16 protein-coding genes and 1 tRNA gene are annotated in these 20,760 nt (G+C 43.6%); 13 read left to right on the forward strand and 4 right to left on the reverse strand.

Features of this window, described 5'->3' with window-relative positions; all coding sequences use genetic code 11:
• The first annotated feature begins 29 nt into the window (after positions 1–29).
• The 7 genes from yaaA (at position 30) to AWM73_RS08865 (ending at position 9,264) form a co-directional block, all read left to right on the forward strand.
• A complete protein-coding gene (yaaA, locus tag AWM73_RS08835; protein ID WP_060779006.1) occupies positions 30–293 on the forward strand; it encodes a S4 domain-containing protein YaaA in 264 nt (87 codons plus the stop codon).
• The gene (gene recF / locus AWM73_RS08840) at positions 283–1,401 is read left to right on the forward strand and encodes a DNA replication/repair protein RecF (RefSeq protein ID WP_060779007.1); all 1,119 of its coding nucleotides are present in this window, start codon (positions 283–285) and stop codon (positions 1,399–1,401) included. The genes yaaA and recF overlap by 11 nt, the downstream gene beginning before the upstream one ends.
• A gap of 10 nt (positions 1,402–1,411) precedes the next feature.
• Complete coding sequence (gene gyrB, locus AWM73_RS08845; RefSeq protein WP_076340236.1) at positions 1,412–3,394, forward strand: DNA topoisomerase (ATP-hydrolyzing) subunit B; 1,983 nt, start codon at positions 1,412–1,414, stop codon at positions 3,392–3,394.
• A 19-nt stretch (positions 3,395–3,413) separates the two neighbouring features.
• A complete protein-coding gene (gene gyrA / locus AWM73_RS08850) occupies positions 3,414–6,062 on the forward strand; it encodes a DNA gyrase subunit A (RefSeq protein ID WP_060779008.1) in 2,649 nt (882 codons plus the stop codon).
• Between the two features lie 380 nt (positions 6,063–6,442).
• Positions 6,443–7,348, forward strand: coding sequence for an ABC transporter ATP-binding protein (locus AWM73_RS08855; protein WP_060779009.1), 906 nt, complete (start codon positions 6,443–6,445; stop codon positions 7,346–7,348).
• Positions 7,341–8,645 carry an ABC transporter permease gene (locus AWM73_RS08860; protein ID WP_060779010.1) on the forward strand — a complete coding sequence of 435 codons (1,305 nt, stop codon included), beginning with the start codon at positions 7,341–7,343 and terminating at the stop codon, positions 8,643–8,645. The genes AWM73_RS08855 and AWM73_RS08860 overlap by 8 nt, the downstream gene beginning before the upstream one ends.
• A gap of 127 nt (positions 8,646–8,772) precedes the next feature.
• Positions 8,773–9,264 (forward strand): GNAT family N-acetyltransferase, encoded by a 492-nt coding sequence (locus tag AWM73_RS08865; RefSeq protein ID WP_060779011.1) that lies wholly within the window; start codon positions 8,773–8,775, stop codon positions 9,262–9,264.
• A 359-nt stretch (positions 9,265–9,623) separates the two neighbouring features.
• On the opposite strand, the gene AWM73_RS08870 is transcribed toward AWM73_RS08865, so the two are convergent.
• The 4 genes from AWM73_RS08870 to AWM73_RS08885 all read right to left on the reverse strand — a co-directional run bounded on the left by AWM73_RS08870 (position 9,624) and on the right by AWM73_RS08885 (position 13,585).
• Positions 9,624–9,703 (reverse strand) — tRNA-Leu (locus AWM73_RS08870).
• Between the two features lie 148 nt (positions 9,704–9,851).
• Entirely contained in the window at positions 9,852–10,841 is a 990-nt protein-coding gene (locus AWM73_RS08875; protein WP_060779012.1) for an asparaginase, read from the reverse strand.
• Positions 10,842–10,872: 31 nt separating this feature from the next.
• Positions 10,873–12,291: a YfcC family protein gene (locus AWM73_RS08880; RefSeq protein WP_060779013.1), complete on the reverse strand. Its 1,419-nt coding sequence runs from the start codon at positions 12,289–12,291 to the stop codon at positions 10,873–10,875.
• Positions 12,284–13,585, reverse strand: coding sequence for an amidohydrolase (locus tag AWM73_RS08885; protein ID WP_060779014.1), 1,302 nt, complete (start codon positions 13,583–13,585; stop codon positions 12,284–12,286). Before AWM73_RS08885 ends, AWM73_RS08880 begins: the two co-directional genes overlap by 8 nt.
• 323 nt (positions 13,586–13,908) lie before the next feature.
• Here AWM73_RS08885 and rpsF point away from each other — a divergent pair, with 323 nt between their 5' ends.
• The 6 genes from rpsF (at position 13,909) to AWM73_RS08915 (ending at position 20,646) form a co-directional block, all read left to right on the forward strand.
• Complete coding sequence (rpsF, locus tag AWM73_RS08890; RefSeq protein WP_013669618.1) at positions 13,909–14,211, forward strand: 30S ribosomal protein S6; 303 nt, start codon at positions 13,909–13,911, stop codon at positions 14,209–14,211.
• Between the two features lie 35 nt (positions 14,212–14,246).
• Positions 14,247–14,819, forward strand: a complete 573-nt coding sequence (gene ssb / locus AWM73_RS08895) for a single-stranded DNA-binding protein (RefSeq protein WP_060779015.1) — start codon at positions 14,247–14,249, stop codon at positions 14,817–14,819.
• Between the two features lie 27 nt (positions 14,820–14,846).
• On the forward strand, positions 14,847–15,086 hold the full coding sequence (rpsR, locus tag AWM73_RS08900; protein WP_013669454.1) for a 30S ribosomal protein S18: 240 nt from the start codon (positions 14,847–14,849) through the stop codon (positions 15,084–15,086).
• Positions 15,087–15,331: 245 nt separating this feature from the next.
• Positions 15,332–15,541: a helix-turn-helix transcriptional regulator gene (locus AWM73_RS08905; RefSeq protein ID WP_060779016.1), complete on the forward strand. Its 210-nt coding sequence runs from the start codon at positions 15,332–15,334 to the stop codon at positions 15,539–15,541.
• Entirely contained in the window at positions 15,522–16,043 is a 522-nt protein-coding gene (locus tag AWM73_RS08910; protein WP_158083606.1) for a DUF3278 domain-containing protein, read from the forward strand. The genes AWM73_RS08905 and AWM73_RS08910 overlap by 20 nt, the downstream gene beginning before the upstream one ends.
• Before the next feature lie 2,572 nt (positions 16,044–18,615).
• Complete coding sequence (locus tag AWM73_RS08915) at positions 18,616–20,646, forward strand: DHH family phosphoesterase (protein WP_060779018.1); 2,031 nt, start codon at positions 18,616–18,618, stop codon at positions 20,644–20,646.
• Positions 20,647–20,760 lie beyond the last annotated feature (114 nt).

Here is a 20,760-nt window from a genome sequence, read left to right on the forward strand (position 1 = left end):
TAGTTTAAAGTAAAGGGAGGCGGTGTGTGATGTCAGACGTAAATATTGTCGCCATCGATACCGAGTATATTACGCTCGGGCAGTTATTGAAGGCACTGGGTTATATCCAAACTGGAGGCCAGGCGAAAATTTACCTGGCCAATTACCCAGTGTTCTTAGACGGTCAGGAGGAACAAAGACGGGGCAAGAAACTTTATCCCGGCTCTGTGGTTGAATTTCCGCATGAAGGAGCCATTTACGCCATTCGAGGGGCTAGCGAAAGCGATCCACTAGCAGATCACCATGCACCTTAAGTCACTTTACTTAAAGGACTTCCGTAATTACGACCAGGTCACCATGGATTTTGATCCGGGAATCAATGTCTTTATCGGCGACAATGCCCAAGGCAAGACCAACTTGATCGAGGCTATTTATATGCTGTCCTTGGCCCGCAGCCACCGGACCGCTAAGGAGCGAGAAGTGATCCGGTTTGGGGCTGACTTTGCCCGGATTGAAGGCCGGGTTGCCAAGAAGAATGGGGAGATTCCTTTATCCCTGACCATGACCAAAAAAGGCAAAATTGCCAAGCTCAACCGCCTCCAACAAGAGCGGCTGAGTGACTATATTGGAGCCTTCAACGTGGTGCTCTTTGCCCCGGAAGATTTGGAATTGGTCAAGGGTGCTCCCCAATTGCGTCGGACATTTATTGATCGGGAACTCAGTCAAATGAACCCGACTTACCTCTATGACTCCAGTAATTACCAGCACCTGCTCAAGCAGCGCAATACCTATTTGAAGCAGCTCCAGCGGCGGGAAGCCCACGATAAGTTATATTTGAATGTCTTAACCGAACAATTGGTGGACTTCGCCAGTCGGATGATGGTCCAACGCTTTCAATTCATTCAGAAGTTGGAAGCCTATGCCCAGCCTATCCATGCCCAATTATCCATGGATAAGGAGACTCTGAGGCTGGCCTACCAAGCCAGCCTCAGAGTCGATGAGACGTCCACGGTGGACCAATTAAAAGGCGAGCTCATGGACAAATTTCAGTCCATCCAAGAGCGCGAAATTGAAGTGGGTTCCACCCAAATCGGTCCCCAACGTGATGATTTAAAGTTAATGATTAATGATAAAGTCGTTCAACAATACGGGTCCCAAGGCCAACAGCGGACCACGGTTTTGAGTTTGAAGTTGGCAGAAATTGAATGCATGCACGAAACCCTGGGGGAATACCCCATATTACTATTAGATGATGTCTTAAGCGAATTGGACGACCAGCGTCAAACCCATCTGCTAAAAACCATTGAGAAAAAAGTCCAAACCTTCCTGACTACAACTAGCATGGAAGGCATCCAGGCAGATAAGATTGATGATCCTGATCTCTTTACTATTAAGGCAGGTCAGGTGGAATTGAAGGAGTGAATCAAGCAAGATGGCAGAAAATCAAGCAAATAATTCCGAACACGAACAACCTCAAAACCATAATCCCAAAGATACTAAGCAGCCCAAGCAGGCCAGTGAATATAATGCCAGTCAGATCCAAGTCCTAGAAGGCTTAGAAGCGGTGCGCAAGCGGCCCGGGATGTATATCGGTTCGACCGGTGCCCCTGGTCTCCACCACCTAGTTTGGGAAATCGTTGATAATTCCATTGACGAAGCCCTAGCTGGTTATGCGGATAAGATTGATATTAAGATCGAAAGTGATGGCTCCATTACCGTCATCGATAACGGCCGGGGCATCCCTGTCGATATCCAGGAAAAAACCGGCCGCCCCGCGGTGGAAACCGTCTTTACCGTCCTTCATGCCGGGGGTAAATTCGGCGGTGGCGGTTATAAGGTCTCTGGGGGCTTGCACGGTGTGGGAGCTTCCGTCGTTAACGCGCTCTCAACCAAGCTCCGTGTCGAAGTCTACCGCGATGGCAAGATTTACCAGCAAGAGTATAGCCGCGGTCATATCGTTTCCGACTTGAAAGTCGTCGGTGAGAGCGATAAAACCGGTACCGTGGTTAATTTTGTGGCCGATCCTGAGATCTTTACCGATACTACTGACTATGACTTCCAAACCCTCAACAAACGGGTTCGGGAGCTGGCCTTCTTGAACAAGGGCTTGCATATTACCCTGGAAGACCGCCGTGAGGAAGATTCCCAGGAAGTTGCCTACCAATATGAAGGTGGGATTAAAGAATACGTCCAATACCTGAATGAAAATAAGGAAATCCTCTTTGAAGAACCGGTTTACTTGGAAGGGCAAATGGATGATATTGAAGTGGAAGTCGCCTTCCAATATACGGCTGGCTACCATAGCAATTTCATGTCCTTTGCCAACAATATCCATACCTTTGAAGGCGGGACCCATGAGTCGGGGATTAAGACGGCCCTCACCCGGACTATCAATGACTATGCCCGCAGCCAAAACCTGCTCAAGGAAAAAGACGATAACTTATCCGGGGAAGACGTCCGTGAAGGGCTAACTCTGATTGTTTCGATCCGCCACCCCAACCCCCAATTTGAAGGGCAAACCAAGATGAAACTGGGGAACTCGGAAGTACGGACCATTACTGACCGTCTCTTTGGTCAGCATTTGGAACAATTCTTATATGAGACCCCAAACATTGCCCGGCAAATTGTCGATAAGGGAATTCTGGCTTCCAAAGCCCGCCAAGCCGCCAAACGGGCTCGGGAAATGACCCGGAAGAAGTCGGGCTTAGAGATCTCTAACCTGCCCGGTAAACTGGCTGACTGTTCCAGCCGGGTACCGGAAGAATGCGAACTCTTCATCGTCGAAGGGAATTCTGCGGGCGGCTCAGCCAAATTAGGCCGGGACCGCCACTTCCAGGCCATCCTCCCGATTCGTGGGAAGATCTTGAACGTGGAGAAGGCCTCTATGGACCGGATTTTAGCCAATGAGGAGATCCGTTCCCTCTTTACCGCCATGGGGACCGGTTGGGGCAATGATTTTGATGTGACCAAGGCCCGCTACCATAAGCTAGTGATCATGACCGATGCCGACGTTGATGGGGCCCATATTAGAACCTTGCTTTTAACCTTGATCTATCGCTACATGCGCCCCCTACTCGATGCGGGCTATATCTATATTGCGGTGCCACCGCTTTACCAAGTCCGTCAAGGCAAGAACATCCACTATGTCAATAGTGACCAAGAACTCAATGATTACATGGAGACTCTAGCAGAACGTCCTCGCCCTAGTGTTCAACGCTACAAGGGGCTGGGGGAAATGGACGCTGAACAATTATGGGAAACCACCATGGACCCCACCCAACGGCAAATGCTGCAAGTCACCGTGGATGACGCCCAGGAAGCCGACCGCAATATCTCCATGCTGATGGGGGACTTAGTCGCCCCACGGCGTGATTTTATCGAGAATAATGCGACCTATGCCACCATCGACTTATAGAAAGGAAGGTTGATAATCAATGGTTGAAGAACATAAACAACCCGCGCCACGTGAAATATCACATGAAATGCGTAACTCCTTCCTGGATTATGCCATGTCTGTTATCGTCGCCCGTGCCCTCCCCGATGTGCGTGACGGGCTCAAACCCGTCCACCGCCGGATTCTCTATGGGATGAATGAGCTCGGGGTTACCCCGGACAAACCCTACAAGAAGTCAGCCCGGATTGTCGGGGATGTTATGGGTAAATACCACCCCCATGGGGACTCTGCAATCTATGAATCCATGGTACGGATGGCCCAAGACTTCTCCTACCGCTATATGTTAGTGGATGGGCACGGGAACTTTGGTTCGGTGGACGGTGACCAAGCCGCTGCCATGCGTTATACCGAGGCCCGGCTCAGTAAGATTGCCTTGGAAATGGTCCGCGATATTAATAAGAAAACCGTGGACTTTATTCCTAACTATGACGGGGAAGAACGAGAACCGGAAGTCCTCCCCTCCCGCTTCCCTAACCTCTTAGTTAACGGAGCCACTGGGATTGCGGTAGGGATGACTACTAATATCCCGCCCCATAACTTGAGTGAAGTGATCCAGGCCCTCCATATCCTGATGAAAAACCCTCAGGCTACTACCCAAGACCTGATGGAAGCCATTCCTGGTCCTGATTTTCCCACTGCGGGGATCGTGATTGGTAAGGCTGGGATTAAGAAGGCCTATGAAACTGGGAAAGGCCGGATCATCGTCCGTGCCCGGGCCGAAATTGATACCATGGCCAGTGGCAAAGAACGTATTATCGTCAGCGAAATTCCTTACATGGTCAACAAGGCCAAGTTAGTGGAACGAATTGCCGACTTGGCCCGCGATAAACGGATTGACGGGATTACCGCGGTCCGCGATGAAACCGGCCGCCAAGGCATGCGGATTGTGATTGAATGCCGCAAAGATGCCAGTGCTAGCGTGATCTTGAACAACCTCTTCAAGCAAACGCAAATGCAAACCAACTTTAACTTCAATATGGTGGCCATTGACCAAGGCGTGCCTAGGACCCTAAGTCTCAAGCAAATTCTCAATCGTTACGTGGACCACCAAGAAGAAATTATCCGCCGCCGGTCCATCTTTGAAAAGGAAAAGGCTGAAGCTAGAGCCCATATCCTAGAAGGCTTACAGATCGCTTTAGACCATATCGATGAGATCGTCAATATTTTACGGTCATCTAAGACCGGTGACCAGGCCAAAACTATCTTTATGGACCAATATGGTCTCTCCGATAAGCAAGCCCAAGCCATCCTAGACATGCGCTTAGTTCGCTTGACTGGTTTGGAACGGGAAAAGATTGATAATGAACATAAAGACTTGATGGAAGAAATTGCCTACTTGAATGAAGTCTTAGCCAGCGAAGAAAAACGTTATGAAATTATCTACCAAGAACTCTTAGAAATTGAAAAACGTTTCGGTGACCAACGTCGGACCGAAATTCGCGTGGGTGAAATTACCAATTTAGAAGATGAAGACTTAATTGAAGAAAGCAATGTCCTCATCACCCTCTCACGTAAGGGCTATATCAAGCGGGTAGAAGACTCTGAATACCGGACCCAAAACCGGGGCGGACGGGGCGTTAAGGGCATGGCCCTACAGGATGGCGACTATATTGATGCCATGCTGTCGACCTCAACCCACGATGTCATCCTCTGCTTTACTGACCGCGGCCGGGTCTTTCAAATTAAGGGCTATGAAATCCCTGAATACGGCCGGGCAGCCAAGGGTCTCCCCATTGTCAACTTGCTCAATCTCCAAGAAGATGAACAAGTCCGCGGGGTAATTAATGTGAACCCAAGTGACAAGGCCGCTAATACGGAAGACTACTTCTTCTTTGTTACCAAGCAAGGACGGGTCAAACGGACGCCGATAGAGGAATACTTCAATATTCGAAACAACGGTCTGATTGCCATTAACCTCCGTGATGACGATGAATTAGTGGCTGTCTTACAAACCAGTGGAAAGGATAATATTATTCTCGGCTCCCGCCAAGGTTATGCGGTATCTTTTGCTGAAGACGATGTCCGGTCCATGGGTCGGACGGCAACTGGTGTTCGCGGCATCCGTCTCGATAAGGACGACTATGTGGTTGGGGCCTCGATTTTAGGGCCTGACCAAGATGTCTTGATCGTCACAGAAAAGGGTTATGGTAAACGGACCCCGGCTGATGAGTACAGTATCAAACACCGGGGTGGTAAGGGCGTGAAGACGGTTAACATTACTGAAAAGAACGGTCCCCTGGTGGGCTTAGCCACCGTTGATTTGGATGAAGATGTTATGCTGATGACCGATGAAGGCGTAGTTATCCGCTTCCATTCTGTTGACATCTCCCAAACCGGTCGAGCAACCCAAGGTGTCCGCCTCATGCGCCTAGATGAAGCCGCTCACGTGTCCACCATGGCTGTTGTCGATCCGGAAGAGGATGAGGAAGAAAGTCCAGAGACCGTGGCGGTTGATCCGGAACAAAAAGGTCAATATGCCACCGAAACTGGCCTCAGTGACCCTGATATTGATTCTAGTGATGACAATGTCCCCGCTCGACTCAACCAAGAGCAAATACGCGATAACATGCAAGATTTCTCCAGCCAACTCTTGGAAGAAGACGATGGCCAAAGCTTTGATGAAGACTAATTGAATAAAAAATCACTTGACTGAGTGATGATAAGCTTTAGGGTGCTTTCAAAAGTTGTATTTTTTAACAACTTTAGGAGCACTCTTTTTTTGTCGTCACTTGCTTGGCTGATAAAGGCTCAATTATAATGGATTGAAAAGGGATTGTGGCTTTTAACAAATAATAACCGATTACTGGTTGACTTTGTTTCTTAAGTCCTTTACACTGAACTTAGTCAGATATATATGACAAAAATTAACTAATAAAGTATATTTATTGGATAATTCTGATTATTTATCCAGTGCTAGGCTAAGAATAGTATTTTCTTTTCTGTCGTCATACAATAGTGATGGATATGTAAGCGGTATTATTGAATGATTATTAAGGAGGGAACCAGCCCATGTTAAAAGCACGCCATTTACGCAAGACTTTTGGTGATGTCGTAGCGGTTGACGACGTTTCTTTCGATCTGGAACAAGGTAAAATCCTAGGCATGATCGGCCGGAACGGGTCAGGAAAAACCACTATTTTTCGCTTGATCTTGAATTTTTTAACCCCAGAGAATGAGGGGGAAGTGCTATGGAATGACAAGCCCATGAGTGACCAGGTCTACGACACCATTGGCTACCTCCCCGAAGAACGGGGACTCTATGAGAAGATGACCATTGAGCAACAAATCCTTTACTTTGCCCAATTACGGGGCATGGAGAAGCAGGAGGTCCTTAACCGCATTGATGAGTGGATGGACCGTTTCGAGGTCAAGGGGAAACGGACCGATAAGATCAACAGCCTGTCAAAGGGGAACCAACAAAAGGTCCAACTGATTGCGACTTTGATCCATGAACCGGCCTTTATTATCCTGGACGAACCCTTTTCTGGTTTGGACCCAGTCAACGCTGATCTCTTGAAACAAGGGATTCTATACCTACGTGATAAGGGGTCCTCGATTATCTTCTCCAGTCACAATATGAATAATGTTGAAGCGATTTGCGACGATATGCTGATGATCCATGACGGCGAACAGGTCCTCTATGGCAAGATCCGGGAGATCCGGGAAAGCTTCGGTCGCACCCGCATTGAAGTGGAAGCGCCGGATTGGACCAAGGAACAGTTACAATCCTTGGAAGGGGTCGACCATGTGGGGGTTAAGGAAGATAACTACTACCGCCTCTACCTGACCGATGAGTCTTACGGACCAGCTATTTTCCAAACGCTGACCCATGGCAATTACATCCGCCACTTCAGCCAACAACCACCAACACTAGAAGAAATTTTCAAAATGAAAGCAGGTGGACACAATGAGTAAATTATGGGTCGTTATTCGCCAAGTTTATCGAAAGAATGTCAAATCAGGATCCTTTATCTTTATGGTCCTCTCCCCCCTTATCTTTATCGGGATTATCGCTGCAGTAGCCTACTTTGTTTCCCAGAGTGAGACGAGTTCACCGGACCAAATTGCGGTTGTTGATGCCGACCCTGGGATGGTCGAAGTCCTTAAGACCATGGATAATCATAACGTAGACTTCAACTTTGACCAAAATCAAGACCAAGCCCGTCAAGCCCTGGCTGATGGCGAAGTCGATGGTATGCTGAAGTTGAACCAGGAAGATGGCCAGCTCAAAGCAATTTATTACGGGAAGAGCAATCTAAGGCAAAATGCCAAGGTTAACCTGCAACAGACTTTGAGCCAGTACCAAATGATGGTCAATGCCCAGGCTGCTGGGATTAGTCCTGACCAAGTCCAAAGCCTGATGACAGCTCAAGTGCCGATTGAAGAAGTCTCAATTGATGTCAAAGAGGACGGCAGCGTTGCTGAAGAAAACAAGGATGCTATGAATGAGATGGGGCGAAATGGAGTCGCTTCTATTGCTGCCTTTATCATCTTCTACTTCCTGATGTTCTTTATTAATATCATCATCCAAGAAGTGGCAGCGGAAAAAGGCTCACGGATTATGGAAATCATCCTCTCTAGTATTCCTGCTAAAACCCATTTCTATGGCAAACTCTTGGGAGTGGTTCTAATGATCTTGACCCAAGTGGGGATCTATGTCCTCCTCTTTATCCTGTGGCGGATCCTATCCACTCAATTCGGCATTCTCAGCCTACCAGAGGAAATTACCCAAGCCTTTGATCTCAAGGCCTTCCTCTCCAATAACTTGACTATGTTACTGATCAGCGGGCTCTTCGCTTTGATGGGGATTGTGACTTATATCGCCTTGGCTGCTTTCCTAGGCTCCTTGGTGACCAAGACCGAAGATGCTCAAAATGTGTCTCAACCTGTGATCTGGTTAGGTTTGATCGGCTTCTATATTGGTATCTTTGGACAACAGGCTGGAACTGATACCGCCTTCTATCGGATCTCCTCACAGATTCCATTCTTTACGCCTTTCGTGATGCCTTTCCGCTTAGCGGATCATTCAGTGGAATGGCCTGGAGTGATTGTGGCTATGGTTGTTTCTCTGGTGACCATGATATTGATCTTTATCTTTGCTACCAGCCTCTACAAGAGCAATGTCTTGGCCTACAGTGATAAGGGACCTTGGGATACCTTTAAGCAATCCATTTCGCTCTGGAGAAGCGAACGCCAAGTTAATACTAAATAATTAAGCGCTTAAAGCTTAAACAAAAAACCATGTAGGTAAAAAACTTACATGGTTTTTACTATTTTAGGGGGTATTTTCATTGATTAAGGGTTACACTATAAGAGATTAAAAACGATGAGGGAGGATTATGATGGAAATTAGACCGGTTAAGATTGAGGATAGTCAGGCTCTGGCGGCTATCTACCGCTATTATGTGGAAAATACCAGCTTTACCTTTGAAGAAGTGGCGCCCACGAGTGAAGAAATGGCTGAACGGATTCATTCCATCGCAAAAGCTTTTCCCTACTATGTGGCTTGTAATGACCAAGGCCAAGTGCTAGCCTACGCTTATGCTCATCCCTTTCATGAGCGGTCTGCCTACCGTTATAGCGCTGAGATTTCTATTTACAGCCAAGTCAATAAGAGCGAGAAAGGACTGGGCACGGCCCTCTATCAGACGGTAGAGCGGGATTTAAAGGCCCAAGGCATTAAAACCATCCTGGCCCTGGTGACTGCCGATAACCAGGTCAGCATCAACTTCCACCAAAAAAATGGTTACCAATTAGTCGGTCACTTGCACCAGGTGGGGTATAAATTTGACCAATGGTTAGATACGGTTTACTTAGAAAAACATATTTAAGGTACAAAAAAGGAGAGACTTTGAAGACTCTCCTTTTAAAGTCTATTATGAATTAATCCTTAGATAATTTTTAAAAGATATAAAGAGCAAATAAAAAGCACCTAGTAACTAAGGTGCTTATTTCTTTCATAAAGCTTGAGAGCATATAGATGTATTTTTTAATTTACGTGAAATTTACGTGAAATTTGCGTGATTTCTTAGAAATAACTAAAAGACCCTACTTTTTTATACTCTATTCAAACGTGCTCCAGTCACAGGACGAACGTCCACTTCAAAAACTGCCAACACTCAGCTCTGCTGAGCTTATGACAGTTTTCTCCAGTGGTTTCGTCCTCTAATGTGACTGTCGCACTTTATTATGCAGGCGATGGGATTTGAACCCACACTTCAAAGAAACTGCCGCCTGAAGACAGCGCGTCTGCCGTTCCGCCACGCCTGCGCGATGTTACTATTGTATGCCTAAACTTGGGTAAATGTAAAGGAAAAAATCAAGTGTTATTACAAAAGCTAAACTTTAACGCTAAATTTCCTATCAAAAACCGCTTGAGAAGCTTTTTAAGGGCCTTCTCAAGCGGTTGAAGTTAATATTAGTACTTGTTCCAATTGCCAGCGATATTGTCCTTTAGAGGGCTGTTGAGCATGGCAATGAGTTTTAAGCGGGCGTGTTGGCCGTTGAGATAGCCTTGGTCTAAGATAACTCCAACTTTTTCTAACTGGATAGCGGCGCCCTTGCTGGCATAGACCTTATGGACCCCGCCGCGGTTGGCCTTAGCCACTAAAACCACCGGAATTCCTGCTTGGATGACTTGGGCGAGGATATCTTGGAGGACCGGAGGTAAGGATCCTACCCCAAAACCTTCTAAAACAAAGCCCTCAGCCCCTGCCTCAACCAAGGCGGTAATCATCTTGGGATTGAAGTCTAAGCTGGCCTTGACCAAGTAAACGTTGGGACTGAAACTTTGCTCTAAATGAACCGGGAATTTAGCGACTGGGTGATAGTCACGGAAATAGTGGGCTCGCCCTCCGTAAGTGACACCTAAAGGCCCCGCATTGACTGATTCAAAGGCATGAAGGCCGATACTGTTGTTTTTGACCACATCATTCACGGTAAAGATACACTGGTTAAAAACCAGGAGCGTCCCCTTACCGCAACTATCGTCACTAGCAGCGGTCAAGATGGCATCGCGGATATTGGAAAAGCCGTCATAACCCAAGTCCTGACTGGATAATTGGCTACCGGTAAAGACGACGGGAACGGGGGTATCTAGGAGCAGGTCGACAAAATAAGAGGTCTCTTCCATGGTATCCGTTCCGTGGGTAAGCACAATACCCTGAGCACCTTGGTCGATTTCGGCTTCAATGGCTTGGGCAATATCAGCCATATCCGCTAGGCTCATTTCATTAGAAGGGATACTCTTGACCTCTTTAATTTTTAGGTCAACGGCCAAACTGGTCAAGTCCATATCTTTTAGGAGTTCGGCCCCGGTTAAGGACCCTGACTGTAAGCCTCCCGCTTGGGTATGGACACTAGTAATAGTCCCCCCTAAATTAATTAATACAATACGTTTTTTTGTCATCTTTTACCTCCTTTTTATGATTTATGATGATCTAGAAAGGCCCGTAGCCAATCATTTGGGCAATAATTATTAAGGCCATGCTGGCAAGATAAAGAATTCCTAAGAGAGGAAGGAAGAACTTAGCCCAGTCGCCCCATTCAATCTTGGCATTAGCTATGGTGGCCATAAAGTAACCCGAAGTCGGATAGAAAACATTGGTTAAGCCATCCCCTAGGGTATAGGCTAAGACCGCCACTTGTTGGTTGAGTCCTACCATCCGTGCTAGCGGTGAGATGATGGGCATCGCCACAATGGCCTTACCTGATCCAGAGGTGACAAAGAAGTTAAAGATAGTAATAAAGAGAAAGATGGCCAAGGCGGAGAGATAGACTGGAAGTCCTTGGAGAAGATTACCAAATTGGTGGACCACCGTGTCTAAGATTTTCGCCTCATTCATCAAGACTGAAACCCCATTGGCTACCGCAATCAAGATGGCGCCGGATAGGACACTGGAACAACCGTCCATAAAGGCTTGGATCAAGTCATTGGTGGGCATGCGGTCAATCAAAGCGGTAACCACAGCAATCATGACAAAGAGTCCAGCCATTTCAATCATGCCCCAGCCGTTAACCAGGACATTGTAAATCATATAGGCAAAGAGCAGGATCAAAACGATACCGATCACTTTTTGCCGGCCAGTCAGACGCACAGCTTCTTGGCCTTGTCCCAGACCTTGCTCTTCAGACTCGATTAGGCCCTCTTGGTAGGCTTCTTTAAGAACGATTTCAGGATGGCGTTGGATTTTCTTAGCATATTTCATGAGATAGAGACTACAAATCATATAGAAAACAATAAAGACCACCACTCGGTAGCCCATCCCGGAAAACATGGGGAGACCAGCAATTTGGTGGGAAATTCCCACGGTAAAGGGATTGGTAAAGCCGGCGGAGAACCCCACACAGGTAGTAGAAATGAGGACCACACCTGCCGCGGTCAATTTATCAAAGCCTAGACTTAAAATTAAGGGCATGATAATAGGTAAGTAAACCAAACTCAGCTCTGCTGTTCCGATAAAAGCCGCAATTAAGGCAAAGAAAAACATTAAAATTGGAATGACGAGAACCCCATTATGGGAAAAACGGGCCGAGAGATTGGTGACAATGCCATCAATGAGACCTGTCTTCTTTAAGACTTCCACGGTTCCAGCAATAATTAAGGTAAAGGCAATGACGCTAGCACTCTTGGCAAAGCCCTTAGGAATAGCATTCCAAAAGTCCGTAAAACTGGTGGGGTTACTGGGGACATAGTTAAATTGTTCAGGATTAGCCACCTCTTGCCCCGATGGTAAGGTCATGGTGGCAAATTCTCCAGCCGGGATAATATAGGTTAAGCCGGCAATAACAATTAATAGGATAAATAGGACCACTAGGGAATTGGGCATTTTAAAGCGGCGTAGCTTTGGTTTAGTCATAGGATTCCTCCTTTTTCTTCTGTCCGTAATGCATCAATAAGTGAGTAAAGGTCTCCACCATAGTGACCAGAACCGATTCCTCAAAGTCGAATTGAGAATTGTGGTGGCCATTTGCCTTGGCCAGTTCGCTGCCAAAGAGAAAGAAGCAGGCCTTGCCTCCCAGTTCAGCCACCCGGTTCATAAAGAAGACTACATCTTCTGAGGCGCCAAAATGAAAGCCAATGGAATTAGGAATGTCTGCCTGGTCCAGGAGCTCATGGAGTTCTTGGTAGAAGGCTTGGTCTTTTTGATTTAAGGCAGGAGCCTCACCAACTTGTTGGAGTTGGTACTTGCATTGGTACTGCATGGCAGATCCGGCAACCACTTCCTTTACCCGCTGGTTTAAATGGTCATTGATGGCCGACGATGAGCCCCGGGTTTCCATTTCTAAGCGGCAGGAATTGGCAATGATATTCCGCCCTGACCCACCCTGGATCTTACCCACATTGACTCTAGCGGCCCCAGTGGAGTATTGAGGGAGAGTTTGTAGGTTTAATAAGGCGGAAGCGGCAGCCAGGATGGCGTTATGGCCCTTCTCTGGACTAGCACCGGCATGGGCAGATAAACCTGAAAACTGGATATCTGTCTTCGTGGTCGCTAGAAAACCATCGGTACCGATGGTGACGCTATCGGCTGGTGCCCCCATTCCGATATGACCAGATAGAAAGTAATCATAGCCATCAACTAGGCCGGTATTAACCATGGACTTGCCACCCTTGACCCCTTCTTCAGCGGGTTGAAAGATGAGTAAATACTTACCCGTCAACTGGTCTTGGTGGTCGTTTAGCCATTGGGCCAGGTAAAGCCCGACCGTAATATGACCGTCATGGCCGCAAGCATGCATGTAACCCTTGTGCTTAGAGGCAAAGCCTTGGAGATTAGGGAGATGTTTCTTACTCTTACTCTCCTTAATGGCTAAACCGTCAATATCAAAACGCATGGCAATACTTGGTCCGGGCCGTCCCGTATCTAATTCGCACACCGCTCCGGTATAACCCGCTAGGATTTCAGTAATATCAAAATCAAGCTCTCGATTAATTGTTGCGGCATAGGCCTGGGCCAGGTCTTTTTTGGGTTGGCCCATCATACAATCCGGATTGTGGATGACCTTGCCGTACTTCACTTCATAGCCCAGCGCTTTCAAGCGACTGATGATAGAGATGGTGGTGCGGTATTCCATCCAAGCTGGCTCCGGGAAACGGTGATAATACCGGCGCATGGCAGATAGCTCTTGGGCCAATGTCAAGTCTGACATAATGATTCCTCCCTCGTCTTTCTTTTTTTATCTATTTATTATAGCATAGCGCATTTACTAATTCCCTCTAATAGCAGGGATGTTTTGACTAGTCCGATCATTTTGAGTCGTGAGATTTTTGATCGGCATTTTTTGGAAATAACTGTTAGAATAGACTTAGGCAGCGACATTCAGCAGCCTCGACAAAAAATCACCGAATTCCAGATTTTATCCTTGTTATTCCTAGTGGTTTTTGCTATGATTAAAAACTGTGAGTATGAAAATTACTCTCCTTGTTCTTAATTGAATTAAGAACCTTATAGACCAAAAGGAGGTGCGAACTGATGAGTGAAAATGTAACAAAATATGAAGTGTTATACATTATCCGTCCAAACATTGACAGTGAAGCTAAAGAGGCTTTAGTGAAACGTTTTGACGATATCCTAACTTCAAACGGCACAACAATCACTAAATCAGAAGATTGGCAAAAATTGCGTTTCGCATACGAAATCAATGATTTCCGTGAAGGTGTTTACCACTTGATCGAATGCGAAGCTGAAGACGCAGCCGGAATTGATGAATTCAACCGTCTTGCCAAGATTAATGACGACATTTTACGTCATATGATTACAAAAGTTGAAGCTTAGTGATAAGAAGTAATTCTTAAGAGAGGGGTCATTGTATGATTAATAATGTCGTCTTAGTCGGCCGATTAACTCGGGAAGTTGATCTACGTTATACCCAAAGTGGAACTGCAGTAGCCAACTTTACTGTAGCTTGTGACCGTAACTACCGCAATGCCCAAGGTGAAACCCAAACCGATTTCATCAATTGTGTGATGTGGCGTAAGGCTGCTGAAAACTTTGCTAAATTCACACGGAAAGGTTCTTTGGTAGGGATTGAAGGGAATATTCAAACCCGTAATTACGAAAACCAACAAGGCCAACGTGTCTATGTGACTGAAGTTTTAGCCAATAACTTTAGCCTACTGGAACCTAAGAGTGTCACTGAACAACGCCCACAAGCCAGTGACAATGGCAATAACTTTGCCAACCCAGGCAATAATTTTGCTAATGACTCTTTTGGCTCCAATCAAAGCTTTGGCGGCTATAATAATCAACAAGATTCCCCTTCAATGAATGATAACAGCTTTGGTGGATCCAACGACCCATTTGCTGGTGGAAATAATAATCCTTTCCCATCAAATGATAATGACGGATCGATCAATATCGCTGATGATGATCTTCCATTCTAGTGGAATGGATAAAGGAGGATAATGAACATGGCACAAAATCGTCGCCGTGGTGGACGCAGACGTAGAAAAGTATGTTTCTTCTGCGCTAACCATATGGACTTTATTGATTATAAAGATACCGATTTGCTAAGTCGTTACGTTTCTGACAAGGGTAAGATTTTACCACGTCGCGTAACTGGTACTTGTGCTAAACACCAACGTACCTTAACTTCAGCAATCAAACGCGCACGGATTATGGCCCTCTTGCCATTTACCGTTGCTGAATAATAAAATGTTAAAGGAGGCTGTGATAATTACTATCGCAGTCTTTTTTTATTTGGCCCTTTTCTGCTGAGCGCACGAAACTTGCCTAGGCAAAAACTTTGATTCTAATAAAGGCTGTAGGAAAACTTATCAACATGTGGACAAATAAAAATCTAAAGATAATTTGTCTATTATAATTGACAAAATAAAAAAATTCGATTATACTGTCGTATATTACTGACATCGCTGTGAAATGGGTGAGGTGAACAATGAACCGCTTAAAATATTACCGCACACGGTCGGGATTATCGCAAAAAGCTCTAGCTGAAGAAATCGGCGTTGCTCGTCAAACCGTGAATATGATTGAAAATGACCGTTATAACCCGAGTCTAGAGCTTTGCATTGCCTTAGCCAAAGCCTTAGATACTGATTTAAATGCTTTATTTTGGGAGGAAGATGATGATGAGAAAGAAAAATAGTCTCTATATTCGTTTCTTGAAATTCTTTTACGGAGTCGAAGAAATGGATGAATATCGGCTTATTCAATGTGAGCGCATGGGGAACAAGTGTTTTATTTTTCTCTGGTTCTGGGAAGCCATTCTATTCTTAATTGCTCTCTTCTTCCCAGTTGACCAGTCATTGATGGCTTTTAATTTCATTTTATGGGGATCCTTATTGGGCATTGTCCTGACTATGGTCTATATTCTGATCTTTTCGATGAAATTAGGTATTATGGTAAAGGAAATTGATGCCTCTGACTACGCTGCCAATAAAAAGCGGATACGAAAGAAAAGTGCCAAAAGTTCGCTAATCTATGGGATTATCCTTTTTCTATTTCAGAGCTTAGGCCAAAAGGTTAGGGAAGGTGCTGTACAATTTGGCCTGAGAGAAGTTGTTTTTCTCTTGGTAGCGACAGTTACTTTTTATCTCTTCATGTATTATATGAATATGCATTTATTAAAGAAATATGAGGATTCTTAATTTGAAAAGGACCTGTGGATAAGTAATTATTGAATAAAAGTAGTAGAAGCCTAGCCTGATTGCTAGGCTTTTTTTGTGGATAAGTGTTTCACGTGAAACAAAAGAACACAGTAGATTTGCACTTGTGGATAAAGTTGTTAATAAAACTAATGTTCTATCTTAAAACCTTGCTACTAAGCCTTTTGTTGTTGTGGATAAGTGTTCGGATTATGAGTGTTCTGGTAGGAAAAATTCCATGCAGCTGACCTTATCCACAAGTGGATATCACTTACTCATAGTGGATAAAGTGAAGTGAACTTTTTCGTCTTCTTTAAGCTAAATTTGTGGATAAGCTATAAAGTTATTGTCTCTTCTCTTTTTTGAGCTGGAATCTATTTATAGTTTCCCTTGATGCTAGGGAAATATAAAATTCATTACTGTACTGTTTACTGTACTGGTATCCTCTGTTACTTGTCATTATTCTTTCCTAGCTGTTATTTGTTGCTTTGCTTCTTTATTTAGTAAATAAGCGGTGATTGATTGATGAGTCTTTTATAAATAATATGCTGCTGGTGATGGTTATTGAGTCTATATACTCTCTTGCCATATTTTTTTATTTGAACCTGTAATGTAAATAAATCACTAAATCACTTATTACGTTAGATATCAAATAGCTTATTTTCTTACCTAAAAATGATGTTCTCCGCGCTGTTTATTCATAAATTAGCTAAGTAAGTATTAGAAAAGAACTTAACACTAGCACTTTTTGAGAATAAGCTAGAGTTCGGGCTTATAGTCTAGTTTTAGCTATGAGAAATTCGATGTTTCACGTGGAACAGCGTTACTTTGAGTTTTCATCCTAGCTTTTAGTCTTTTCTTATGCTTTATGCAGCCCAAGTCACTTTTTGAGCATAAAGTTATTATAATTTCACTATTATCTATCCTCTTTTTAACTCATAAACTCCCTAACTGACAAATTATTTCCTTTATGGGCTTAATTTAACTTTGCTAGTCTGTACTGTACTAGGCAAAGACTTTTTAAAAGATTTGCTTCTTTTAGTATTAGAGCTTGTACAACTACTAGTTACTCGTTTTTCCAGAAAAAAGGTAATCCTATCCAGTCAGTTCGTGTGATTTGGATATTCCTTCTTCTTATATAGGAGTTATAGAGTTCAATATTTATTTGTTTTACAGTATTGTCCCACGTGAAACATGTAAACAGCTTTGTTTAACTTGTTAATAGGTTTCATTTCCAAATGTTCCACGTGGAACATTTACCCTTATAAGTCTATTTAATTAGATTTGCTTGAAATTGAAATAAGTTATAATCATAGATAGGCTTTATAATGATAGTGAACTTAGCATAAGTAAGCTTTAAGCTTTATCCATCGTTTATTAAGTTATATAGTCCGTAATGGGTAAAATAGGCAATAAAAAAAGCTATTAATAAAATAAAGGAAAGGTAAATCAGTTTAAAATCAAAGAAAAAACGTATTTATTACTATTGTTTCACGTGAAACAATGAGTATATCTTATATAAATTATGTTTTCGCATAAAGAAGGTATTGCAAAATGGCAGCACGGGTTCCAAATTCGCAGCTAGCAAAAATATATAATGATTTTGTGAGGTATTCTTAGCCATAGCTCATATATCTGATGGACTGTGCTGTTTGTTTATTGCTATCTAGATCATACTCATTCAATTTATTCTATTAATATTAGTAATGCTGTAGCCTATTTACACATGTTTCACGTGAAACATTCTCTGTTACTTTGCAATCTTACTGATTCCTTATAATCTATAAGGGGTTATACAGTAAAAAGATATAGAAATTGAAGAATTGCTAAATCTAAATTTATCAAGCTTCAATAAATTTGAAAAGGAAAACTGTTACTCATGCTTTTCTTACCATTTTGCTCTGATCTGCGATATATAATATATATATGTATAAGGTATTTAATTATATGTGTATTTCTCTCCGTTAAATCGTTTTACTCATGTGTCTTACTTATCTTTGCCTAGTTGCTTGATCAAGGAAAATAACAACAATGGGCTATAATTATCTGAAAATTCGCTTATAAATAATTTTCTATGCAAGTAGATGATTAATAGTTCTTTTTTATCAAATCAAGGCGACGGGACACGGCTTTTAAGCTTTAAGTATCTTACTAATGAAAAGTAGTGCTTCAAGCTAGTAAGATATAATAATTTAGTCCTTTACACACTAGAAATATATATTCTTTAAAGCTTGGCATTTAAGAAATAAGAAAGTATGTTTCACGTGAAACATTCCTGAGGGATCTTCAAGTTGCCCCTTCTCCTTTATTTGACTTCTTTTTTCACCCACCTAAAAAAGCCTGCTTTTTCCTTTTTAAGTCAATACTTGTATTATTTAGGCAAATCAAGTCACTGCAATCTCATAAAAGTAGCTTTACTTTGGTAAGCCGCTTTAATAGAAAGCAATTGTTTCACAGTTTAGATTTCTTGTAGACTTACATCGCTCAGGAATAGGAAATCTTTAGAATTTATTAAAAATATGGTAAAATAGAGGATGTATGTATACCTTTATCGTTAACTACAAAGGAGAAAAATATGAAAGATAGTAAACATAGTGGACGGCTGTCCAATATTTTAAATCAATCCAATATTTTTGTGCCTTTGGTTATTGCTGCCATCTTAGTTTTCCTAGCGGTAGGGATGTTGATGCATAACAATCCCTTAATTGCCATGATTTCATTTCTTTTGGTTATTTTTGCTATTATTCTGGTTTATGTAGCTTTCAGGTTGATTGAACAGGAACTGAATAAGCAGGTCTATGACCTCACTGATGATATTCAAACCATTGAAAATGAAATTCTTTTACAGATCCCCCTAGGAATTATTTTGTTTGAAGAGGATGACACCATACGTTGGATGAATCCCTATATGCAAAATTACTTTAATAGTAGTGATACTTTAGGCAATAAGATTGATGACGTGGATAGCGTTTTATCCGATATCTACCACCAATTAAAAGAAAGGGATGAAGATGACGTCACTGGCCACCCGATTTCCTGGGATGACCACTATCTCTCGGTGGGACTTTTGGAAGACCAAAATGCTATGTATATGCTAGATATCACTGAATATGGTCGTATAGCCGATGTGGCTGACAAGAACCGTCTAGTCATTGCTAACATCTTAATTGATAACTATGACGAAACCATCGCTTCCTATTCCGACCGGCGGAAATCCACAGTGGATAACTTTATGACTAAGCAATTATTCGCTTGGGCTAAGAAGTTTGGTTCTTTTATCAAGCGTTTGGATGACGACCGTTTCCTTTTAGTCACTACGTATGGGGAATTGATGGAAATGGAAGAAGACCGCTTTTCAGTCATCGATACCATTCGCGAGACGACCTCTAAGGGCAACTTCCCCTTGACGATTTCCATGGGGATTTCTTACCAAGAAGAGGATGATGAAGCGCCAGATATTGGGAAAATTAACGAAATTGCCCAATCTAACTTGGATTTAGCCCTTAGTCGTGGGGGAGATCAGGTGGTTATTAAGATTGAAAGCGAAAAAGCGCGTTACTATGGTGGAAAAACCAACCCCATGGTAAAGAGAACGCATGTTCGTTCCCGCCAAATTGCAACCACCATTGCCCAAATGATGCAACAAAACGAATCTATCTTTGTAATGGGTCACGATTATCCGGATATGGATGCCATCGGGGCCTGCATTGGGATTCGAAGCATTGCCGAGATGAATGATCGCAAGTGTCATATTATTATTGACGAATCACGGATTAATTCTGACATCGAGAAGTTACTAGTGGAATTGCGTAAGGATGAGGTCATTAGTGAATCCATCATCAGCCCGCAAGAAGCTGAAGAGCTGATTGAACACAATTCCTTACTCTTTATCGTCGATGTTCACCGGCCTTCGATTACTACCGCACCGAAATTGATTGATATGGTGAATGGGGTAGTGGTGATCGACCACCACCGTAAAGGGGAAGAATATCCTGAGAATGTCCTCCTAGAGTATATTGAACCTTATGCCTCATCAACCTGTGAGCTGATCACCGAGTTTTTTGAATATCAGAACGCTTCCTCTAAATCCATTAACCGGATTGAAGCAACGACCATGTTAGCTGGGATCATTATTGACTCCAGGAACTTTACCTTAAGAACGGGATCACGGACTTTTGACGCCGCTTCTTACTTAAAATCCTGTGGGGCCGATTCAATCCTGATTCAAGAGTTCCTCAAGGAGGACTTGTCCGAATACATTAAACGGAATGAATTGATTGAAAGTGTCGACATCATGCCACCTTACTATGGGATCGCTGCGGGGGATGATGACACGGTCTATTCCACAGTGACTGCAGCTCAGGCGGCTGACTCCTTACTATCTATGAACGGGATTGTCGCTTCCTTTGTGGTCTTCTTAAGAGAAGACAAGCGGGTAGGGATCTCTGCTCGTAGTATGGGGAATGTTAATGTACAAACCGTTATGGAAGAACTTGGCGGCGGCGGCCACTTGTCGAATGCCGCTACCCAAATTTCTGATGTTAGTGTCAGTCAAGCCCGTGAGCTTTTAGTTGATGTGATTAAGAAACAAAGTGAGGAAGACTAGGCAGGGAGACTGTCAAAAAAGCAGAGTTTTAACTTTTATTATATAGGAAGGAAGATAATCAACATGAGACAGTCTGGCTCTTGTTGATTATTTTCTTTATCAGGAAAGTAGGTA

It is taken from the genome of Aerococcus urinae (assembly GCF_001543175.1).
GTDB classification, from domain to species: Bacteria; Bacillota; Bacilli; order Lactobacillales; family Aerococcaceae; genus Aerococcus; species Aerococcus urinae.